This window comes from Streptomyces sp. RKAG290 (assembly GCF_023701695.1).
In the GTDB taxonomy this organism is placed as follows: Bacteria; Actinomycetota; Actinomycetes; order Streptomycetales; family Streptomycetaceae; genus Streptomyces.
Map to the genome: position 1 here is coordinate 6,877,275 of NZ_JAJOZC010000001.1, position 19,544 is coordinate 6,896,818.

General features: G+C 71.1%; 13 protein-coding genes and 1 pseudogene. 5 read left to right on the forward strand and 9 right to left on the reverse strand.

What is annotated here, in order from left to right; genetic code table 11:
- Nucleotides 1–44: 44 nt before the first annotated feature.
- Both LNW71_RS30470 and LNW71_RS30475 read right to left on the reverse strand, forming a co-directional pair.
- Nucleotides 45–827: an alpha/beta fold hydrolase gene (locus tag LNW71_RS30470; RefSeq protein ID WP_250971130.1), complete on the reverse strand. Its 783-nt coding sequence runs from the start codon at nucleotides 825–827 to the stop codon at nucleotides 45–47.
- 5 nt (nucleotides 828–832) lie between these two features.
- Nucleotides 833–1,972 carry a hypothetical protein gene (locus LNW71_RS30475; protein ID WP_250971131.1) on the reverse strand — a complete coding sequence of 380 codons (1,140 nt, stop codon included), beginning with the start codon at nucleotides 1,970–1,972 and terminating at the stop codon, nucleotides 833–835.
- 309 nt (nucleotides 1,973–2,281) lie between these two features.
- On the opposite strand from LNW71_RS30475, the gene LNW71_RS30480 reads away from it, so the two are divergent.
- Nucleotides 2,282–3,280, forward strand: a complete 999-nt coding sequence (locus tag LNW71_RS30480; protein WP_250971132.1) for a LacI family DNA-binding transcriptional regulator — start codon at nucleotides 2,282–2,284, stop codon at nucleotides 3,278–3,280.
- A 4-nt stretch (nucleotides 3,281–3,284) separates the two neighbouring features.
- On the opposite strand, the gene LNW71_RS30485 is transcribed toward LNW71_RS30480, so the two are convergent.
- From LNW71_RS30485 to LNW71_RS30500, 4 genes are all read right to left on the reverse strand, one after another.
- Complete coding sequence (locus tag LNW71_RS30485) at nucleotides 3,285–4,730, reverse strand: amino acid permease (protein ID WP_250971133.1); 1,446 nt, start codon at nucleotides 4,728–4,730, stop codon at nucleotides 3,285–3,287.
- Nucleotides 4,731–4,982: 252 nt separating this feature from the next.
- Nucleotides 4,983–6,344 carry a histidinol dehydrogenase gene (hisD, locus tag LNW71_RS30490; RefSeq protein WP_250971134.1) on the reverse strand — a complete coding sequence of 454 codons (1,362 nt, stop codon included), beginning with the start codon at nucleotides 6,342–6,344 and terminating at the stop codon, nucleotides 4,983–4,985.
- A gap of 116 nt (nucleotides 6,345–6,460) precedes the next feature.
- The gene (locus LNW71_RS30495) at nucleotides 6,461–7,372 is read right to left on the reverse strand and encodes a LysR family transcriptional regulator (RefSeq protein ID WP_250971135.1); all 912 of its coding nucleotides are present in this window, start codon (nucleotides 7,370–7,372) and stop codon (nucleotides 6,461–6,463) included.
- A 141-nt stretch (nucleotides 7,373–7,513) separates the two neighbouring features.
- Nucleotides 7,514–7,930 (reverse strand): Fur family transcriptional regulator, encoded by a 417-nt coding sequence (locus LNW71_RS30500; protein ID WP_250971136.1) that lies wholly within the window; start codon nucleotides 7,928–7,930, stop codon nucleotides 7,514–7,516.
- 355 nt (nucleotides 7,931–8,285) lie between these two features.
- Here LNW71_RS30500 and katG point away from each other — a divergent pair.
- Nucleotides 8,286–10,513, forward strand: a pseudogene (katG, locus tag LNW71_RS30505) (catalase/peroxidase HPI).
- A gap of 69 nt (nucleotides 10,514–10,582) precedes the next feature.
- Here the strand turns inward: katG and LNW71_RS30510 are convergent.
- Nucleotides 10,583–13,864, reverse strand: a complete 3,282-nt coding sequence (locus LNW71_RS30510; RefSeq protein WP_250972197.1) for a GH92 family glycosyl hydrolase — start codon at nucleotides 13,862–13,864, stop codon at nucleotides 10,583–10,585.
- Nucleotides 13,865–14,194: 330 nt separating this feature from the next.
- On the opposite strand from LNW71_RS30510, the gene LNW71_RS30515 reads away from it, so the two are divergent.
- Together LNW71_RS30515 and LNW71_RS30520 are read left to right on the forward strand one after the other, a co-directional pair.
- Nucleotides 14,195–14,545: a hypothetical protein gene (locus tag LNW71_RS30515; protein ID WP_250971137.1), complete on the forward strand. Its 351-nt coding sequence runs from the start codon at nucleotides 14,195–14,197 to the stop codon at nucleotides 14,543–14,545.
- 32 nt (nucleotides 14,546–14,577) lie between these two features.
- Nucleotides 14,578–14,748 carry a hypothetical protein gene (locus LNW71_RS30520; protein ID WP_250971138.1) on the forward strand — a complete coding sequence of 57 codons (171 nt, stop codon included), beginning with the start codon at nucleotides 14,578–14,580 and terminating at the stop codon, nucleotides 14,746–14,748.
- A gap of 75 nt (nucleotides 14,749–14,823) precedes the next feature.
- Here the strand turns inward: LNW71_RS30520 and LNW71_RS30525 are convergent, their stop codons facing one another.
- Nucleotides 14,824–17,034: an AAA family ATPase gene (locus LNW71_RS30525; RefSeq protein WP_250972198.1), complete on the reverse strand. Its 2,211-nt coding sequence runs from the start codon at nucleotides 17,032–17,034 to the stop codon at nucleotides 14,824–14,826.
- Between the two features lie 211 nt (nucleotides 17,035–17,245).
- The gene (locus LNW71_RS30530; protein ID WP_250971139.1) at nucleotides 17,246–18,379 is read right to left on the reverse strand and encodes a GH25 family lysozyme; all 1,134 of its coding nucleotides are present in this window, start codon (nucleotides 18,377–18,379) and stop codon (nucleotides 17,246–17,248) included.
- A 154-nt stretch (nucleotides 18,380–18,533) separates the two neighbouring features.
- On the opposite strand from LNW71_RS30530, the gene LNW71_RS30535 reads away from it, so the two are divergent.
- Nucleotides 18,534–19,349: a M23 family metallopeptidase gene (locus tag LNW71_RS30535; protein ID WP_250971140.1), complete on the forward strand. Its 816-nt coding sequence runs from the start codon at nucleotides 18,534–18,536 to the stop codon at nucleotides 19,347–19,349.
- Nucleotides 19,350–19,544 lie beyond the last annotated feature (195 nt).

Genomic DNA, 19,544 nt, shown 5'->3' on the forward strand with positions numbered 1-19,544 from the left:
GTGGGTGTCGACTGCGGTGACGGGGTTGGGTGAGGGGTGCGGGTTCAGCGGGAGGCGGCGGGTGCGGGCCCGTCCGGCGTGGCCGGGGCTCCCGGAGGTGCGGTGGGCAGCGAGGCGTCCTGGGCCCGGGGCAGCAGGTCCCGCAGGGCCGCCGAGACCGCGGACGGGCGCTGCCACGGCAGCAGGTGCCCGGCGGCAGGCACGTCGCGCAGTCGGGCGTCCGGCACGGCATCCGCGATCACGCGGTGGAAGTCCGGCGGGCACAGCGCGTCCCGCTCCCCGGACAGGACCACCGCCGGGCACCGGGCGCCACGCAGCGCGCGGAGCGCGTCCGTGCGGGTGGCCTGCGCGGCGAGCTGGGCGCGCGCGGCCTTCGGCCCCACGGCGTGCGCCATGCGCCGGTACCGCTGCGCGGCCCCGCTCGGCGGCCCCGGCACGGGGAACATGCCCGGCAGCGTCTGCTCGACTGCCTCCGCGAACCGGCCGCCGGCGATCAGCCCGTCCATCGCGCGCCAGGCGGCGTACTGCTCGGGGCGCGGCGCGCCCGCGTTCGTGGACATGACGCACAGGCCACGGATCCGCTCCGGCGCCCGGCGCAGTGCCTCGAAGCCGACGATGGCTCCGAGGCTGAGCCCGACCACGACGAACGGTCCGCACACCGAGGCCAACAGGTCCTCGGCCATGGCCCCGATGTCCGGCTTCGTCAGCTCGACGTGACGGACCGGGTGGCCCTCGGGGAACTCCACCTCGGACCAGAGGTCCGCGTCGCACAGCATCCCGGGGACCACCACCAGCGGCAGCGGGCCGGACGGTCCGGTGCGGGGCACGGCGGTCACCAGGGGCGCGCGGAGCGGGGGAGCAGTGCGTACGGCGCGACGTAGCCGTTGTGGTCGATGCCGAGCCCCGCGTCCGCGGCGCTCTTGGCGACCTCGTCGTCCCAGTCCAGGCGGACCCGGCCGTCTCCGGAGTTGACGACCATGAGGTCGCCCCGGCTGTCGCCCACGTTGCGCAGGGTGCGCCAGGCGTCCTGCGGGACGGAGAGCATGTCGCGGGGTCCCAGCCGTACCTGTACCGGGTCGGTGCGGTTGAGCGTGACCTCCCACAGGCCGTCCTTGACGATCAGCGTCTGTGTCTCGTGCTGCCTGTGGAGGGAGACCCCCTGCCCCGGTTCGGCGCGCAGCCAGGCGACGTTGTGGCCGTGCGGATTGAAGATCCGGGGCGCCTGGTGCAGGTCCTCGGTCATGCCGTAGCCGATGACGCAGCTGAGCCGCACGCCGCCGCCCGGCAGGGTGCTGTCCAGGAAGGGCCGCTCGGACCAGACCAGCTCGTCCGAGGCCGCGACCCGGGCCTTCATCTCCTCGGCGCCGTAGTGGCGCAGGCGGTCGATGTACTCCTGAGCCATCGGTTGGGTCAGCTCGGCGCCCTCCGGGATCTCGTCGCCGGCGACCGTGTCGATCAGCTCGTTGTCGGCGCTGAGGTAGAGGCCGTGGCCCTCCGCCTCACGCAGCACCGACGGCCCCCAGATGATGCCGCCGGTGTGATCCATGCCGAGCACGGTGAACATCCAGCCGTCGTCGGGACCGGTGTTGGTGAAGCCGCGGAAGATCCAGGTGGGGACGGACGCGATGTCCCCGGCCCGGAGCAGCAGCTCGCCCTCGGATCCGTCGGCGCCCCAGCGCAGCAGGTACTCGCCCTCGGTGCAGACGAACACCTCGGCCGTGTAGTGCAGGTGCAGGTTGTTGGTGATGCCGTGGGGCATCGCGGCAGCGCCGATGTTGTAGCCGTGCGGCAGCCGGAGGTTGACGTGCTGGCCGGCGGCCTGCGAGACGCCGGGCCCGATCATCGCGTAGTTCTCCTTACGGTCCGAGCCCGGTGTGCGGCAGTCGATGAAGGCCTGGTTGCAGGAGACGAAGTCGCTGCGGCGGACCGTGCGGCGCCCCAGTTCGGCGGTGGACACGATGACATCGGGCATGACAGCTCCCTCGCTTGGAATACGTATGCATTTCTATGACAGGCTCTCTGCCGGGCAATGTCAAGGGATCGCGTGGGGTCGGTTTCAGACGTATGGTGCGCGGGGTCCGTGCCCCGGTCCGGCGTGACGTCCTTGTGGACGGGCAGGGTGTTCGACTCAGCAGGCGGAGGAGCCGCGCCGGTTCGTGCCGTGCGGTGTGGGTGGGTGCACGGGGCCCCTGTTCGCGCCCGGCTACCTGGCTGGTGGCTACATACGTATACTGACCGGATGGCGCCAGGGGTGGCGCCCCGGGCGACGGGAAGAGGGCCGATGGCGATCACGAGCCACGACGTGGCGAGGCTTGCGGGCGTCTCGCAGCCCACGGTCTCCCGGGCCCTGCGGGACGACCCCCGGGTGTCCGCGGCGACCCGCGAGAAGGTCAGGCAGGCCGCGCAGGCGCTGAACTACGTGCCCAGCGAGGCGGGCCGGACCCTGTCGACCCGGTCCACCCGGCGGATCGGGGTGATCGTGACCGATCTGACGAACCCCTTCTACCCGCACGTCATCGCGCCCCTGCACGACGAGCTCCAGCGCCTGGGCTACCGGATGATGCTGCTGACCGAGCGCTCCGACGAAGCGGTGGCCGAGGAGAAGCTCCTGGACCAGTCCCTGGACGGCGTCGTCCTCGCGACCGCCACCACCGACTCGCGTCTGCCGGCCCAGCTCGACCGCCGTGGCATGCCCTACGTGTTCCTCAACCGCGACACCGGCGGCCGCGGCGACTACGCGTCCGTCGTCGACAACGAGGGCGGCGGACGCCAGGTCGCCGATGTGCTCGTCGAACTGGGGCACCGGCGCATCGCGGGCATCTTCGGCGCGGCCAACACGACCACCGGCCGGGAGCGCGAGCTGGGATTCCGGCTGGCCCTGGCCGACGCGGGCATAGGGCTCCCCGACGACCGGGTGGTGCGCGGTGCCTTCGAGTACGACACCGGATACCGGGCGCTGCCCGCACTGCTCGACGCGGCCGAGGCGCCCACGGCGGTCTTCTGCGGCAACGACGTGGTTGCCATCGGCGTCCTGAACGCCGCTCTCGCGGCAGGGCTCAAGGTCCCCGACGACCTGACCGTGATCGGCTTCGACGACCTCCCCATGGCGGCCTGGGAGGTGTTCCGGCTGACCACCGTCCGGCACGACCTGCAGGAGCTGTCGCGGCAGGCGGCGCGCCTGCTGGTGCGGCGTATCGACGGCGGGGCCGACCCCGGCGGTGAACGCCTCGTGCTGCCTACCGAATTCGTGCCCCGGGCCACGCACGCCCGCCTCGCCTGACCCGTCACCGCGATGACGGGCCGGTCCGCGCGGACGGTCCGGTCAGGGCGGCCCCGGGGGTGGCCTCGTAGCTCCCGGGCCGGTCGCCGTGCCGTCGTTGCCGCAGGACACCGACGCAGACCAGGACGGCGGCCAGGGCGAGGGAGAGCCAGAGTTCGAGACGGTGACCGGGCAGCACCGCCATGAGGACCAGCACGCCGGCGATGAAGGCGATCGTGGCGAGCGTGAGGTAGGGGAACGCCCACATGCGCACCTCGCCCGGCTCCGGCCCCTTGCGCCGGGTGGCGTACTGGGTGATCGCGATGACCATGTACATCATCAGGGCGATCGCGCCGCTGGAAGCGATGAGGTAGGTGAAGACGCTCGGCAGCAGGTAGTTGGCGACCACCGCGGCGATGCCGATGACCGTCGAGGCGACGACCGCGTTGCGGGGCACACCGGACGCGGAGGTGGTGGCGAGGGCGGCCGGGGCGTCCTTGCGGCGGGCCAGCGAGAACGCCATGCGCGAGGCGGTGTAGATGGCGGAATTGAGGCAGCTGCTCACGGCGACGACGAGCACCACGTCCATGATCCGCCCGGCACCCGGGATGTTCATGAGGTCGAGAGCCGCCTGGTAGGAGCCGGCGGCGAGCCCGTCCGAGTTCCACGGCACGAGGCTGACGACGACGAAGATCGAGCCGACGTAGAACAGTCCCAGGCGCCACACGACAGCGCGGACGGCCTTCTTGATGTTCTTCTTCGGTTCGGCCGACTCGGCGGCGGCGATGGTGACGATCTCGCTGCCCTGGAAGCTGAACATCGCCGTGAGCAGACCGGTCAGTACCGCCACCCCGCCCTTGGGCGCGAACCCGCCGTTGCTCCACAGGTTCGTCACCCCGTGGGCGTCCGAACCGGGCAGGAGACCGAGGACGGCGAGCCCGCCGAGCACGAGGAAGGCCACGATCGCCACGACCTTGAGCAGGGCGAACCAGTACTCGAACTCGCCGTAGTTGCGGACAGCGAGGAGATTGCTGCCGGCCAGCAGCGCGATCATGGCGAGGGCCGGGATCCAGCTGGGTATCGAGGTCAGACCCGCGATGACCTCGCCCGCGGCGATCGCCTCGATGGGAATGACGAGGATGTAGAACCACCAGTACAGCCAGCCGATGGAGAAGCCCGCCCAACGGCCCAGGGCCCGGTCCGCGTACGTGGAGAACGAGCCCGTGTCGGGCTGGGCTACGGCCATCTCGCCGAGCATCTGCATGACGAGCACCACCAGGGTGGCCGCCAGGAGGAACGAGATCAGGACGGCCGGACCGGCGGCTGCCACGGCGGTGGAGGAGCCGACGAAGAGCCCGGCCCCGATCACACCTCCGATGGAGATCATGGTGATCTGGCGGCCCTTGAGGCCCTGGGTGAGTGCGGTGCCTGCCCCGTCCGAGGGGGCGGGGGCGGGCGGAGGGTGGTGCATGGGAGTTCCTCGGGGGAGTGGGGGCGCAGGTGCCCCTGCTGCAGGACGGTACTCACTCGTCTCGGGCGGGCGACGCCCCCGGCGGCCCGGGACACCGGACGGAGCCGTCCACGGTGTCCCGGGCGCCGGGAACCTCTTGGGTCTTTCGTCCGGGTCAGGCCGGGTCAGGGAGCGGTGCCGGGGCACGCGAGCCCGGCATGACCCAGACGAAAGGCCCTTGCCCCGGCCGCGGATGCGGCGGGGGCGACAGGGTCAGAGCTGTTCGCGCAACGCCTCGGGGACGGCGTCGAACGCTCCGGACGTGCGGCCGATCCGGTCGATCCGCAGGGTGGCGGTCGCACCGTGGGCGGCCAGCCCCTCGAAGGCCGAGATCCGCTCCACGGCCGGGGCCAGTGCGGCCGTGCCCTCCTTGGCCGCCCGCTGGTAGGTCAGGGGCTTGAGGAAGCGGGAGACGGACAGCCCCGCGTTGTACCGGGCGGTCTTGCCGGTCGGCAGTACGTGGTTCGTGCCGGCGATGCCCTTGTCGGAGTACGCGACGGTGGACCAGGGGCCCAGGAAGAGCGAGCCGTAGTTGGTGAGGTTTCGCAGGTAGTAGTCGTCGTCCTCGGTCTGGATCTCCAGGTGCTCGGGGCCGAGGATGTCCGACACGGCGACGGCCTCGTCCCGGTCCCGCACCACGATCACGGAGCCGAAGTCCCGCCAGGCGGGTCCCGCGATGTCCCGGGTGGCCAGCCCCTCGAGCTGCCGGTCGATCTCGGCGGCGACGGCGCGGCCCGTCTTCTCGGAGGTGGTGATCAGCGCGGCCGGGGAGTTGGGGCCGTGCTCGGCCTGGCCGAGCAGGTCCGCAGCGACCCAGACCGGGTCGGCGGAGTCGTCGGCGATGACGGCCACCTCGGAAGGGCCGGCCAGCAGGTCGATGCCCACCTGGCCGAAGAGCTGCCGCTTGGCCTCGGTGACGAAGGCGTTGCCGGCGCCGACCAGCATGTCCACCGGGGCCTCGCCGAGCAGGCCGAACGCCATCGCGCCGAGCGCCTGGACGCCGCCGACGGCGAAGACCCGGTCGGCCCGGGACAGGTAGGCGCCGTAGAGCACGGCAGGGTGGGCGCCGTGCTCGCCGGAGGGGGGAGTGCACGCCACCACGGTGGGCACCCCGGCCGTCTTGGCCACTCCCACGGTCATGAACGCGCTGGCCAGCAGCGGAAAGCGGCCCGCCGGGAGGTAGGCGCCGACCCGGGACACCGGGACGTAGCGCTGGCCGCCCGCCACCCCGGGGGCGAGCTCGATCTCGAAGTCGCTCAGGTGCTCGCGCTGCGCGGAGGCGAAGCGGTGGGTGCGTTCGTAACCCATTTCGAGCGCGATGCGGACATCGGCCGGCAGGGCGTCCCCCGACTTCTTCAGCTCGGCGGCTCCGATCTCCAGCTCGCCCGACCAGCCGTCGAGCTCCTGGCCGTAGGCACGGACCGCGTCCATGCCCTTGCTCTCGATCTCCTTCAGCATCTGGGAGACCCGCTCGACCACCTTGGGGTCGCGCTGGGCGGGGGGACCGTCGACCGCCGGCTTCTTCAGCCACTGGAAGGGAGCGAGGGTCTTCTGTTCGTCGTGCGTGATCTGCATACCCGGGACGGTAGACGCGGCGCTGCCACAGGACCAGAGGGGCGATTCCTGCACCTCCCACAGGGTTTCCCTGTGGGTCGGCTCAGGGCTGTGCCGTCGCCCCGCCCGGTCGGGGGTCAGGTGATCAGGCCGTTGCCGATCTCGCGGATGGTGTCCTCGGCGAGGCGGGCGAGTTCCCGGGTGGCGCGGGAGAGGGGATGACCGCGGCGTCTGACGAGCGCGATGGTGTCGTAGAGGGGCTCGGCGAAGGGGGCGGTGCGCAGTCCGGCGGGGAAGGAGGGGCTGGCGATCACCGCCCGGCTGGCGATCGTGTCACCGATGCCGGCCGCCGCCAGCTTCAGTGCCGCCTCGACGTGTTCGAGCTCGATCAGCGGCTCGACGCGCACCCCGGCGAGCTGGGCGCGTTCTGCGACCTGCCGCCGGGTCGGGTCCTTCCAGCCGTAGTGGGCGTCGTACAGCACGAGGGGCGCCCGGGAGAACTCCTCGATGGTCACCGGGGCCCGGGTGCGCTCGGCGCTCGCGCTGACGTAGTGCACCTCGTCGCGCATGAGGGGAGTGACCACGAGTCCGTCGTCGTCGATCGGCAGGATGACCAGCCCCGCCTCGATGCGTCCGGCCGCGACGGCCAGCGCGGTCTCGGCGGAGTTCTGCCCCACGAGCCGCACCCGGACGGCCGGGTAGCGGGCGTGGAACATCTGCACGAGGTTGGCCAGCAGGTAGTAGTCGGCGTTGCGCAGCACCCCGAACGTGGCGGTGCCGCCGCCGAGCGACCCGAGGGAGTGCACGGCCCGTGCCCCGCTGTCCGCCGCCTCCAGCGCTTCCTGGGCGTAGGGAAGCAGCTCCTGCCCGGCCGCGGTCAGTGTCAGGGTCCGGCTGCCGCGCAGGAACAGTTCCGCGTCCAGCTCCGTCTCCAGGCGGCGCACCAGCTCGGAGGCCGACGCCTGGGCGATGTCCATGGACAGCGCGGCCGCGGTGAACGAGCCGAGCCGCTCGGCCTCGACGAAGGCCTTCAGCTGGTTGAGGGTCATGCCGCCCCTCCTGCCGGCCGGATACCGGGCGGCGGCCGCTTGGGCGCACCGGCGAGGCGGAGGAGGGCGACGTGGTGGTGGACATGCCTGAACCTTACGAACCCGGGAGCCGGCGGCCGGCCACCCCCGCCGCGGGCCGGGTCAGCCGCCGGCGCAGTCGGGGCACAGGCCCCGGTAGGTCACCTCGACCTCGGAGACGGTGAAGCCGAACCGTTCGGAGGACGGCAGTTCGGCCAGCGGGTCACCGCCCGGATGGACGTCCCGGATGGCGCCGCAGCCCGAGCACACCAGGTGCTGGTGGGGGTGGTGGGCATTCGGGTCGTAGCGCTTGGCGCGCCCGTCGGTGGCCACCTCGATCACCTCGCCGAGCGAGACGAGCTCACCGAGGGTGTTGTAGACGGTGGCGCGGGAAATCTCCGGCAGCCGGGCGGTGGCGCGCACCAGCACCTCGTCCGCCGTGAAGTGGACGTGTTCACCGGCGAGTACCTCGGCGACCACCCGTCGCTGGGCGGTCATGCGCCAGCCACGTCCACGGAGCCGTTCCAGCAGGTCACTCATGCCCACCAGCCTAACTGTGCATTGTCCGGGCGAATGATGCGTACAGCCCCGTCTGTCGTATTGACTTGGACTTGGTCCATCGTAGGATCGGTTCCGGCCGACAGCCAAGGGACAGGTCAACAGCAGGGGAAAATGTGTGACTTCAGGAGACGGGTGCGTACGAGCCGGCACCCGGACCGTGACCGCCCCGGAGCCGACGTGATCGCCTCCGGGGTGCGGCACCGCGCAGACCACCTCTTCCTACGAGGCGTGCACGAGACCCTCACGTGCCTGCCACGTGCACGGGGGTCCGAACCCCGGCTGTTCCACCACACGCAGTTCCAGAACGTGATCCGCCCCGTCCGGAAGGATTTCCATGACTGAGAACCACGACGCGATCGTCACCGACCCGAAGCCGGAGGAGGTTTCCGGCTGCCCGGTCGCGCACGGTCGCGCGCCGCACCCGACCCAGGGGGCGGGAACCGCCAGTGGTGGCCGGAGCGCCTCAACCTGAAGATCCTCGCCAAGAACCCTGCCGTGGCCAACCCCCTCGGCGAGGAGTTCGACTACGCCGAGGCGTTCAAGAGCCTCGACCTCCCGGCCGTGAAGCGGGACATCGCCGAGGTGCTCACCACCTCGCAGGACTGGTGGCCCGCCGACTTCGGCAACTACGGCCCCTTCATGATCCGGATGGCCTGGCACAGCGCCGGCACCTACCGCATCAGCGACGGCCGCGGCGGTGCCGGAGCGGGCCAGCAGCGCTTCGCCCCGCTCAACAGCTGGCCGGACAACGTGAGCCTGGACAAGGCCCGCCGGCTGCTGTGGCCGGTCAAGAAGAAGTACGGCCAGAACCTCTCCTGGGCCGACCTCATCGTCCTCACCGGCAACGTCGCCCTGGAGACGATGGGTCTCAAGACCTTCGGCTTCGGCGGCGGCCGCGCGGACGTGTGGGAGCCCGACGAGGACGTCTACTGGGGCCCCGAGACCAACTGGCTCGACGACGAGCGCTACACCGGTGACCGCGAGCTGGAGAACCCCCTCGGCGCGGTCCAGATGGGCCTCATCTACGTCAACCCCGAAGGCCCCAACGGCACCCCGGACCCGATCGCCGCGGCCCGCGACATCCGTGAGACGTTCCGCCGGATGGCGATGAACGACGAGGAGACGGTCGCCCTGATCGCGGGCGGCCACACCTTCGGCAAGACCCACGGCGCGGGCCCGTCGGACGCCGTTGGCCCCGACCCCGAGGCCGCCCCGATGGAGCAGCAGGGCCTCGGCTGGCAGAGCACGTACGGCACCGGCAAGGGCGCCGACGCGATCACCAGCGGTCTGGAGGGCATCTGGACCGACACCCCGACCGCCTGGGACAACAGCTTCTTCGACATCCTCTTCGGCTACGAGTGGGAGCTGTTCAAGAGCCCCGCGGGCGCCCACCAGTGGCGGCCGAAGGAGGGCGCAGGCGCGGGTACCGTCCCCGACGCGTTCGACCCGTCGAAGACCCACGCCCCGACGATGCTGACGACCGACCTCTCGCTCCGGCTCGACCCGGCGTACGAGGAGATCTCGCGTCGCTTCCACGAGAACCCGGACGCGTTCGCCGACGCCTTCGCACGTGCGTGGTTCAAGCTGACCCACCGCGACATGGGCCCGGTCGTGCGCTACCTCGGCTCCGAGGTCCCGGCCGAGACCCTGGTGTGGCAGGACCCCCTGCCCGAGCAGACGCACGAGAGCGTCGACGCCGCGGACGTGGCCTCCCTCAAGGCGCAGGTCCTCGCCTCGGACCTGTCGGTGTCCGAGCTCGTCTCCACCGCGTGGGCGTCGGCCTCCTCCTTCCGCGGCAGCGACAAGCGCGGCGGCGCCAACGGCGCACGCATCCGCCTCCAGCCGCAGAGCGGCTGGGAGGTCAACGAGCCGGACCGGCTGGCGACGGTGCTCCGCACCCTCCAGGGGATCCAGGAGTCCTTCAACTCCGCCCAGTCCGGCGGCAAGCAGGTCTCGATCGCCGACCTGATCGTGCTCGCAGGCGCCGCAGGCGTGGAGAAGGCGGCCAAGGACGCCGGCTTCGACGTCGAGGTCCCGTTCGCACCGGGCCGCGTCGACGCGTCGCAGGAGCAGACCGACGTGGAGTCGTTCGTCGAGCTGGAGCCGGCCGCCGACGGGTTCCGCAACTACCTCGGCAAGGCCAACCGGCTGCCGGCCGAGTACCTGCTGCTCGACCGGGCGAACCTGCTGACCCTGAGCGCCCCCGAGCTGACGGTCCTCGTCGGCGGGCTCCGGGTGCTCGGTGCCAACTACGCGCAGTCCTCGGCCGGTGTCCTGACCGAGACCCCCGGGGTGCTGACCAACGACTTCTTCGTCAACCTGCTCGACCTGGGTACGACGTGGAAGGCGACGTCCTCGGACGCCACCACCTTCGAGGGCCGCGACGCGAGCGGCACGGTGAAGTGGACCGGCAGCCGTGCCGACCTCGTCTTCGGGTCGAACTCCGAGCTGCGCGCGGTCGCGGAGGTCTACGCGAGCGATGACGCCAAGGAGAAGTTCGTGAAGGACTTCGTCGCCGCGTGGGACAAGGTCATGAACCTGGACCGGTTCGACCTCGTCTGATCCCAACGGCTCCGGGCCGTCGCGGCAGGGGAAACCCCTTGCCGCGACGGCCCGTTCCCGTCGGATGCGTCAGGCCGTGGCCACCGCGAAGACGTGGATCACGCCGCCGTCCGTGCTGGACGGCAGAGTCACGCTCGCCAGCTGCTTGCCCGCCTGGAGCGCGATCGGTGCGGTGGCGAAGATCTCGGTGCCCACCGGGTCCGTACCGCCGCCCTGGACGTCGCGGTAGGCGGTGTGGACCGCGACCGTGTTGCCGAACGCCGGCTTGTCCGCGCCGCCGCCCAGCGTCCAGTCGCTGAAGCCGATCTCCGCCTGCTGCGTCGTTCCGTCGGTGTAGGTCAGCGTGGCCTGCCCGCTGGCCGATCCCTCGGCCGCGCTCCCCAGCAGGCTGAGCTTGGTGCTCCCTTCCTTCGAGGGGACGTTGAGTACCTGCGGAGCGGCCCCGGCCACCTCGATGTTGTCCGGGTCGCCCGCGGCCACCTTCGGCCAGCCGAAGTCGAAGCCGCCGGACGAGACCGTGCCGCCGGGCGTCGCGCCGGCCGCGGCGAGTGCCTTGGCCGAGTAGCTCCACCCCTCACCGTCGAAGTTGGCCTGCGGGTTGTCGTCGTCGGTGGAGACAGCGGTGCTGTTGCGGTTCCACAGCATGCTGTTCCGCTCGGCGACGGTCACCGCGGCCGAGGTCTTCGGGAGCTCCTCACCCGTGGACGACTTCAGCGTCACCGGGACCGTGTAGTGGCCCTCGGCCGTGTCCGCCGGGGCCGTCACGGAGAGCTTCGCGCTCGCCGAACCGCGTGCCGGGACCGAGAAGTCGCCCTCGGCGGGAGTGACCGTCACGCCGGCCGGCGGCTTCGCCGTCCAGTGGACGGTGGTGGCCTTCGTCTCCAGGCTCTGCACCTTGACGGTCGTCTCCGCGCTACCTGACCCGGGCTCGACCTTCAGCTGATCGGGAGTGGCGCCGGTGAAGTACTTCAGGCCGCCGCCGGGGAAGGACGGCGGGGCGTCGGCCTTCGCGCTGCCCCAGGAGGTGTCCGCCGTCGCGCCGAGGGTGTAGTCCAGCGTGCCGCCACGGGTGACGAGCGAGGCGGGGACCCACGGCTTCGTGGACGTCCTGCCGTCGACCTTCAGGCCGTGGATGTAGGTGTTGTCCGCCGACGCGGCCGGTGCGTTCACCGTGATCGTCTTCCCGTGCCCGGTGTGCACCACCGCGTGCGGGAACAGCGGAGCGGAGAGGGTCAGATCGGCACGGCTCGGGTTCTGCGGGTACATGCCCAGCGCCGAGAAGACGTACCAGGACGACATGGTCCCCGCGTCGTCGTTGCCGGGGATGCCGCCCGGGGTGTCGGTCCACAGCTGGTCGAGCTCCGCGCGGACCGTCTCCTGCGTCTTGTACGGAGCCCCCAGGTAGTCGTACAGGTAAGGGGCGTTGATGTCCGGCTCGTTGGTCGCGTCGTAGCGCGTGTCGTCCTTCGCCGAGAAGTCGAACTTCCCGTCCGGCGTGCGGAAGAAGGCATCGAGCCGCTTCACCGCCGTGTCGTCGCCGCCCATCGCGCCCGCGAGACCCGCCACGTCCGAGTACACCATCCAGGTGTACCGCGCGCTGGACCCCTCGACGAAGCCGCTGCCGGTGCCGGGCGTGAAGGTGCCCGCCCAGGTGCCGTCGGCCTTGCGGTCGCGTATGTAGCCGCCCTGCGGTGTGGCGTTGGCGTCGAAGACGTTCGTCCAGTTCCCCGAGCGGTCCAGGAACTTCTTCGCGTCGGCGGTCCGCCCGGTCTGCCGGGAGAGTTCGGACAGGCCGTAGTCGGCCGCCGCGTCCTCCAGCGTCTCGGCCGCTCCTCCCCAGCAGTGGCAGTTGTCCGCCGGTACGTAACCGAGTTCCAGATACTTGTCGAGCGCGGGCCGCTGGCCCACACACTCGACGTTGCAGCCCGAGCTGTCCGAGTCGTTCGCCGTGGGCACGGTCGCGGCCCTGACGAGTGACTTCAAGGCGCCGTCGACGTCGAAGTCACGGCCGCCGAAGGCGTAGATCCCGGCGAGAGCCGCGTCGGAGGGGTCGCCCGACATCACGCTCGTCTTGCCGTTCTCCAGCAGCCAGCGGTCCCACTCGCCGCCGCGCTGGCCGGCGTAGTTGAAGAGGGACTGCGCGTAGTCGCTGCCCGCCTTCGGATCGAGCAGCGTCATCAGCTGCACCTGCGCGCGGTACTGGTCCCATCCGGAGAAGGTGCCGTACTGCGCCTGCTGCCCCTTGGCGAGCCGGTGCGGTTTGCGGTCGGCGCCGAGGTAGCGGCCGTCCACGTCGTTGGTCAGAGTGGGCTCCAGCATGGAGTGGTAGAGCGCGGTGTAGAAGGTGGAGCGCTGGGCGTCGGTGCCGCCGCCCACCTCGACCGACTTCAGCGTCCTGTTCCAGACCTTGGCCGCATCGGCCCGGACGGAGTCGAAGGTCTTGCGGGGCCCGTTCTCCGCGCGGAGGTTGGCCTCGGCGTTCTGCGGGCTGACGTAGGAGACGGCGACCTTGGCCTGCGCCTTCGTGGTTCCGTCGGCGAAGGTGATGTACGCGCCGGAGCCCTTGCCCTCCACGGCGTTGCCGGACGAGCTGTAGCCCGTACCGCCGGAGGCGGCGGTGGAGCCGGACTTGACCGTGCCGTCCGTCCAGGTGCCGACCTTGGCGAACGCCTTGTCGAAGTGGGCGGTGAAGTACAGCGTGTAGAGGTCCTTGCGGTTGTTCGCGCTCTGCGGGCCGCAGAAGTTGCCCGCAGTGACGGAACCCGTCACGGTCCGGTCGGCCGCGTCGACCTTCACGGTGGCGCCCGTGCTGCCGCTCTCCGAGTTCGAGGTGCGGAAGAGCATGCTGGCGGGCTTGTCCGCCGGGAAGCCGAACTGTCCCGTTCCGGTCCGGGCGGTCGTGGTGAGCGCCGCGGACGCGCCACTGGCCAGGCCCACCTTGTAGTAGCCCGGCGAGGCGCTCTCGTTGGCGTGCGAGAAGGTGCTGGCGTACTTCGCGTCGGTGGTGTCCGCGCTCGGGGAGGAGTCGACGTCACCCACGTACGGCATGATCGGGATGTCACCGTTGGCGCCCGAGCAGCCGACACCGTTGAGGTGCGTCAGGCTGAAGCCGCGGATCTTCGTCGCGTCGTACTGGTAGCCGCCCGGAGCGGGCGTCGAGACCTGCTTGCCCTTGGAGTTCTGCGGACTCCAGGCCAGCATGCCGAACGGCTGCACCGCGCCCGGATAGGTATTGCCCGCGTTGGACGTGCCGATCAGCGGGTTGACGTACGACACCGGATTTCCCACCGTGCCGTGCGGTGGCGCCGCCGAGGCGGGGGCGGCCGTGGTGGCCGTCCCCAGCGCGGCCATGGCGGCCACCGCGACGGCGCTGATGACTCTGAGCCCGCTGTGCGTCCGATGGTTGTGCGTGTCTGACACCGTTCCTGCCCTTCGTGTGTGACGGACGGTCAACGCGGCGGGAGCAGGTGCGCCGAGACCACTCCGGAACGGCGTCGCCCCGACAACGTTGTCAACGACGTGAGGATGCTCCTCCTGCCGCTCGGAGGTGTCAAGGATTCCCGGAATCCGGCCGTCCGGACAAGGGTGCGGGCCCGCCCGAGTGCGCTCGGACGGTCACGCGGACACGGCGAGGCCCTGTCCGGCCGATCGCACCCGGGCAGGCCCCGGTAGGCTCGCCGTATGCCTTCCGCACTTGTTGTCGGTTACGACCCGCAGGCGATTCCCGGCGTCGACGCGGGCGCCCTGCGCAGCGCTCTCGACGCCGAGTTGGCCCGGTTCGGCGAGCACGGAATGGACGCGGCCATGGCGCTGGTGGTGTTCGACGGCTCGGCCGAGTCCGTCCTCGTCGCCGCCCTGACCGAGCGTCCGTGGGACGTGGTCGTCATCGGCGGCGGCATCCGCAAGACGGAGCAGCTGCTGACGCTCTTCGAACAGGTCGTGAACCTGATCCGCCGGCATGCGCCGCAAGCCGCCATCGCGTTCAACACCAGCGGGGGCGACAGCGTGGAGGCGGCACAGCGGGTTCTCTGAGTTCCGGCCGTTGCCGCACCGGCACGGAGCCGGTGCCCGGCCCGGCTGTCCACGCCACCGCCCGGGCGAGGGTCCTCGCCACCTACGACATGGCCGATGCCGCCACGGGCGTCGTCGGACTCACCGCGGCGCAGGACACCGCACGGGCTGCGCACGACCGCTTCGTCGACGCCACCGTCGCGTACTTCCCCGCACGCACCTGAAGCGGCCGTGTCCCGGCGGCCGAGGTGACGCGCGCCCGTGCCGGACACAGGCCGGCACGGGGACCACGACCGCTCTCAGCGCAGCGACTTCGGCAGCTCCTCCCGGTGGATGATGCCCAGGCGCTGCGTGGCGCGGGTCAGGGCGACGTACAGGTCACTCTTCCCGTACCTGGCGGGCTCCACGACCAGCACATGGTCGAATTCGAGCCCCTTCGCCTGCCGTGGGTCGAGCAGCACCACCGGGTGCGTCAGATCGGGTTCGGCACCTGCCGTGACCCCGTCCAGCGGGGCCGCGATCTCGTCGTGGAGGGCTCTCGGCGCGATGACGGCCAGGCGGCCCTCCGCGGGAGTCAGCTCCGCGACCGCCTGCGCCACCGCACCTGCCAGGTCCGCCCCGGCGTCGCGCGTCCACGGCACCTCACCGGTGGACCGCACCGAGCCCGGCGGCTCGAAGGACGGGTCATCGGCGCGCAGCACCCTGGCGGCCAGCTCCATGATCTCGGCGGGCGTGCGGTAGTTGACCTTGAGCCTGACGTGTTCGTAGCGGTCACCGACGTACGGCTGAAGGATCTTCTCCCACGAGCCGATGCCTGCCTCCTCGGAGGTCTGCGCGGGGTCGCCGACCAGGGTCAGCGAGCGGGTCGGCGAACGACGCATCAGCAGCCGCCACGCCATCGGCGACAACTCCTGCGCCTCGTCGACGATGATGTGTCCGAACGCCCACGTCCGGTCGGCGGCGGCGCGCTCGGCCGCACTGCGGTGATCGGCCTCCTCCTGCCGCTCCGCCATCCGTTCGGCGTCGATGATGTCGTGCGCGGAGAGGACCTCGGACTCCTCGTCCTCGAATTCGTACGTCTCCGAGCCCTGCGACAGTTCCAGTACACCCTGCGCGTACGCGATCCGCTCCTGTCGCTCGGCCTCGGCGGCGGCCTGCTCGGCACTGTCGTCGACGCCGAGGAGCTCCGCCGCCTCGTCGAGCAGCGGGACGTCGGCGGGGGTCCACGCGCCGTCGCCGGGTACCCGCCGGATGGCCTCCGCGTCCTCGTCCGGTACGTACACCGGGTCGGCCAGATATTCGGTGAGGAACCCCGCCGGGGTGAGAGGCGGCCACAGTTCGTCGACCGCGGAGTGCACCTCCTTGCTGAGGGCGACGCCCCTGCCGAGCTGGGCGATGTCGTCGGGGCCGAGGAAGTTCGGTCCGCCGTGCGGGTCGGCGCCGATGCGCTCGGTGAGCTGCGAGGTGAGGGCGTCGATGATCCGGAAGGCGAAGTGCGGGCGGGCGAGGTTGTGGGGCAGGAGGGTGTCGCGGGCCGCCTGCCGGGCCTCGTAGGCGATCTCCCAGTCGAGGACGAGGTCCCCGTCGTCGTGGGGGATGATCAGCGGGGCGCCGGGCTCGGGAAGCTGCTGCCGGTCCCGGACAGCGAGGGCGAGCGCCTCCGCCATCGGCTCGCCGCCCTTGACGGCGGCGGCGCGCGGCGTGTCGGTGCCGGTGGCGTGCACCCCGGGGAAGAGCTCGGCCTGTGTGGCGAGCATGACCCCGGTCTCGCCGAGCGCGGGCAGCACCTCGCCGATGTAGCGCAGGAAGGCGGGGTTGGGGCCCACGATCAGCACGGCGCGCTTGGCGAGCAGTTCGCGGTGCTCGTACAGCAGGAAGGCCGCACGGTGCAGTGCCACCGCGGTCTTGCCGGTCCCGGGACCGCCCTCGACGACGAGAACCCCGCGGTGCGGGGCGCGGATGATCCGGTCCTGCTCCGCCTGGATGGTCCGCACGATGTCGCCCATGCGGCCGGTGCGGGCGGAGTTCACGGCGGCGAGCAGCACGGCGTCGCCGCTCGGGTCCTCGAACCCGGTGCGCTCCCGGTCCCCGACGTCGAGGATCTCGTCGTGCAGCTCGGTGACGAGGCGGCCCTCGGTGGTGATGTGCCGGCGCCGGCGCAGCCCCATGGTCGTGTGCCCGGTGGCGAGATAGAAAGGACGGGCGACCGGCGCACGCCAGTCGATCAGAAGAGGCGTGTGCGCGGTGTCGTCCTCGCGGATTCCGATACGGCCGATATGGTGCGCCGCACCGTCGGAGAGATCGATGCGGCCGAAACACAGCGAACCGTCCACCGCATTCAGGGCAGCCAGCAGACCCGAGCGTTCGGAGACGAGCACATCGCGTTCGAGACGTGCCTGCAGGCCGGTCCCGACCGGTGTCAGCGCGTCCTCGACGTGCTGTGCGGCGACTCCGCGCAGTTCATCGACACGGTCGTAGAGCCGGTCGATGAATTCCTGCTCCTTCTGCAGTTCGGAGCTTTCCCGAGTTGACAAAATGGCTCCCTGGCGGATATGGTGTTGCTTAGTGGCCCCCGGTGAGGGGCCTTTTCTGTGGGCGCACAGAAGAAATCAATATACTCGGGAAAACCCCCGGCCCGCAATTGCGGGCCGGGGGTTTTCCTTGCCGTCGTCACCGCCCGTTCCAGGCGTCCCGGATGACTCCGCGGGGGTCAGAGGTGGGTCAGTTCCAGCGGTCCTGGTTGATGAAGTGGGTGAAGGCGCGCCAGGAGTTGGGGCCCATCACGCCGTCGATCGGGCCGGTGTAGCCGTTCGCGGCGGCCAGGCGCTGGACCGCGGCCCAGGTGTTGGTGCCGGGTACGCCGTCGAGGGGGCCGGTGTAGCCCCAGTTACGCATGTTCAGCTGGAGCGCGGCGTAGGTGCGAGTCCCCGGGACCCCGTCGATCGGGCCGGCGTATCCCGACTCGATCCGCAGCCAGTTCTGCGTCCGCTGCCACATCACCGGCCCCGGCACACCGTCCTGCTCCGTCGACGACTTCGGCAGCGGGTCCTCTCCGGGATCCGGCGGATCGGTCGGCTCGGTGAGGTCGAACGCCCAGGAGCGGGCGAGGCTGAGGTCGACGGGGGAGGCCCCGCCGGCGGAGCCGACGGACGTGTACTGGTGGGCGGCCCAGTCGGGATAGTGGCCGCCCAGGTCGGGCGCGCCGGGCCAGGTGCCGTCGTTGGGTCCCCAGGAGGCCGCCCACAGGTGCGCGCCGGCGGCGACGGTGCGGCTCCAGGTGCCGGCGCGCAACGCTCCCGTGCTGATGTAGAACCAGGGCACGTAGCTCCCGACCCGTTCCCGGACCCGGTTGAACCAGGCGGAGACATCCGTGTCGTTCCACATGCGCGTGGAGTCGTCGAGTACCTCGACGTCCAGCGCCAGCACATCGCCGACGCGGTAGTCGTGCAGGTGGTCGACGAAGTAGTCGGCGGCCGCGGTGGGGGTGAGGAAGTCTCCCGACAGCCAGTAGTGCCCCACTCGCAGACCCGCGGCGCGGGCGCCGTCGACATGGCCGGGGTAGGAGGACGTGGTGTAGGCGCCCTCGGCCAGCTGGCACCCGCCGGCCTTGACGACGACGAACTGCCGGCCCTCCGCGGCGGCGCGGGCGTAGTCGATGCCGAGCTGGTTGTTCGAGACGTCCAGGCCCTGCAGGTCGGCCGCCCGGGGGAGGGGTGGGCGGTGGCGGCGGCTGCGCCGGTGGCCGCGAGCACTCCGGCCGGGGCCAGGGCTGTCGCCACGGCGCCACGGATCAACGTTCTTCTGCGCATGCTTCCTCCGGTGAGGGTGGGGGGCTCCCCGCAGGGGATGTGTCATGTGCTTGATGTCATGTTCTTATCAAAATCTATGCGCGTAGGCTACCGTGGCTTCGCGTCGCGAGGACAAGCCAAGTCGCTTTATTCATAAGGGAGTTGCTGTGCGCGAGACTGACGGGGGCGACGACGGCCGACAGGTGAGGCCAGGGATCGGAATGAGCCGGCGCACGCTGTTGCGCGGCTCGGTCACCACGCTCGGTCTGGCGGCCGGCGGGGTGCTGTTCTCGGGGAACTCCGCGCAGGCCCTGGACATCTACAACCCCTTCAGCGGATACCAGCTCACCGGAACCTGGCAGGACCACCTGGACGACGGCTCCCTGGGCGGGCTCGACTACGGGATGGGTGTCGGTACCGCCTTGCCGGCCGCCGGCGCCGGTGTCATCACGAACATCCCGAACAACGGGACGGGTGGACACACGGTGACCATCACCCACAGCGACGGGTACCGGACCCAGTACATGCACCTGTCCCGGTTCCTGCTGGCCGACGGCGCCACGGTCGGCAAGGGAGGGATCGTCGGGTACTCCGGCGGTGCCGTCGGTGCCCCCGGATCCGGAAGCTCCACCGGACCGCACGTGCACTGGCATCTCATCACCCCGGGCGGCACGCGGGTCAACCCGCTGAACTATCTGGGAGGGGGCGGCGGCGGGCTGCCGAAGTCGTCGACGGAGCAGGACGGTGTGCCGGGGCCGGTGATGTGGCAGCGGACGCAGAACTGGCTGCGGATCGAGTCGGGATACGCCGGCCCGATCGACGGGGTCCCGGGGACTCGCACCTACGCCGCGCTCCAGCTGAACATGCGTAACTGGGGCTACACCGGCCCCCTCGACGGCGTACCCGGCACCAACACCTGGGCCGCGGTCCAGCGCCTGGCCGCCGCGAACGGCTACACCGGCCCGATCGACGGCGTGATGGGCCCCAACTCCTGGCGCGCCTTCACCCACTTCATCAACCAGGACCGCTGGAACTGACCCACCCCGGCGATGCAGGTACGCGGGTCGGCCGCGCGGGTCGGTATGCGGGTCGGCCGCGCGCGTCGGTCCGCGGGTCGGCATCGCCGGGGTGGGGACGAGGGCGTGTCGTCGCGCCCGCAGTCGGTGTACCCGTGGTGCACGACAGCCTGGTCGTAGGCCCGGCCGAGCAGCTGATCGCGGGGCGGCAACTGT

Bases quoted from the DNA above. Each gene is read 5' to 3' on its own strand.
- LNW71_RS30500 (WP_250971136.1), bottom strand. From the start codon at position 7,930: ATGAGTGACCTGCTGGAACGGCTCCGTGGACGTGGCTGGCGCATGACC.
- LNW71_RS30510 (WP_250972197.1), bottom strand. From the start codon at position 13,864: ATGGCCGCGCTGGGGACGGCCACCACGGCCGCCCCCGCCTCGGCGGCG.
- LNW71_RS30485 (WP_250971133.1), bottom strand. From the start codon at position 4,730: ATGCACCACCCTCCGCCCGCCCCCGCCCCCTCGGACGGGGCAGGCACC.
- LNW71_RS30480 (WP_250971132.1), top strand. From the start codon at position 2,282: ATGGCGATCACGAGCCACGACGTGGCGAGGCTTGCGGGCGTCTCGCAG.
- LNW71_RS30515 (WP_250971137.1), top strand. From the start codon at position 14,195: ATGCCTTCCGCACTTGTTGTCGGTTACGACCCGCAGGCGATTCCCGGC.
- hisD (WP_250971134.1), bottom strand. From the start codon at position 6,344: ATGCAGATCACGCACGACGAACAGAAGACCCTCGCTCCCTTCCAGTGG.
- LNW71_RS30495 (WP_250971135.1), bottom strand. From the start codon at position 7,372: ATGACCCTCAACCAGCTGAAGGCCTTCGTCGAGGCCGAGCGGCTCGGC.
- LNW71_RS30530 (WP_250971139.1), bottom strand. From the start codon at position 18,379: ATGACACATCCCCTGCGGGGAGCCCCCCACCCTCACCGGAGGAAGCAT.
- LNW71_RS30535 (WP_250971140.1), top strand. From the start codon at position 18,534: ATGAGCCGGCGCACGCTGTTGCGCGGCTCGGTCACCACGCTCGGTCTG.
- LNW71_RS30475 (WP_250971131.1), bottom strand. From the start codon at position 1,972: ATGCCCGATGTCATCGTGTCCACCGCCGAACTGGGGCGCCGCACGGTC.